Origin of the sequence: Rhodococcus sp. 05-340-2 (genome assembly GCF_002258915.1) — a bacterium.
Classification (GTDB): domain Bacteria; phylum Actinomycetota; class Actinomycetes; order Mycobacteriales; family Mycobacteriaceae; genus Rhodococcoides.
The window spans coordinates 1-667 of the sequence record NZ_NOYU01000002.1 but is presented as its reverse complement, the minus strand read 5'-3'; the positions used below and the strand labels follow the sequence as shown (position 1 = coordinate 667).

At 63.3% G+C, this 667-nt stretch carries 1 protein-coding gene; it reads right to left on the bottom strand.

The genetic code is table 11. The annotated features are described in order from the left end of the window. A partial coding sequence (locus CH271_RS00395; RefSeq protein ID WP_179277872.1) for a sugar nucleotidyltransferase occupies positions 1-459 on the bottom strand: 459 nt, incomplete at its 3' end. Positions 460-667 lie beyond the last annotated feature (208 nt).

Below are 667 nucleotides of genomic sequence, written 5' to 3'. Positions count from 1 at the left end.
CGCTTTGCGGTTGTCGTCGAATTCGATGACGCCGTAGGCGGTGGGGTCGGAGACCTCGTAGGCGAAGACGGCTCCGCCGTCGATGTGATCGAAGCGCGAGAGTTGGGTGCCCAGGCCGGGGCCGTAGAAGATGTTGTCGCCCAACACCAATGCCGCGGAGTCGGTGCCGATGTGTTCGGCTCCGAGGACGAAGGCTTGGGCGAGGCCGTTGGGCTCGTGTTGGACTTTGTAGGTCAGTTCGATGCCGAACTGGGAGCCGTCGCCGAGGAGGCGGGTGAACTGGTCGGCGTCCTGGGGGGTGGTGATGATGAGGATCTCGCGGATCCCGGCCAGGATCAGTGTCGAGAGCGGGTAGTAGATCATCGGTTTGTCGTAGACCGGGACCAGCTGCTTGCTGACGCCCATCGTGATCGGATGAAGACGCGAGCCCGTGCCGCCCGCCAGAATGATTCCCCGCATGACCGCGAAGTCTTCCAGAACTGCCGCAAGACCGCGCGGTGCAGACACACGAATCGATGTGACATCGACCGCCGTATACGGCACTACCGCGTGCCAACCCAGTAGCGTCCCTGTTCATGAGAATTCTCGTCACGGGTGGGGCCGGGTTCATCGGCGCGAACTTCGTACATCAGACCCTCGCGCAGCGCCCCGACTCCCAGGTCACCGT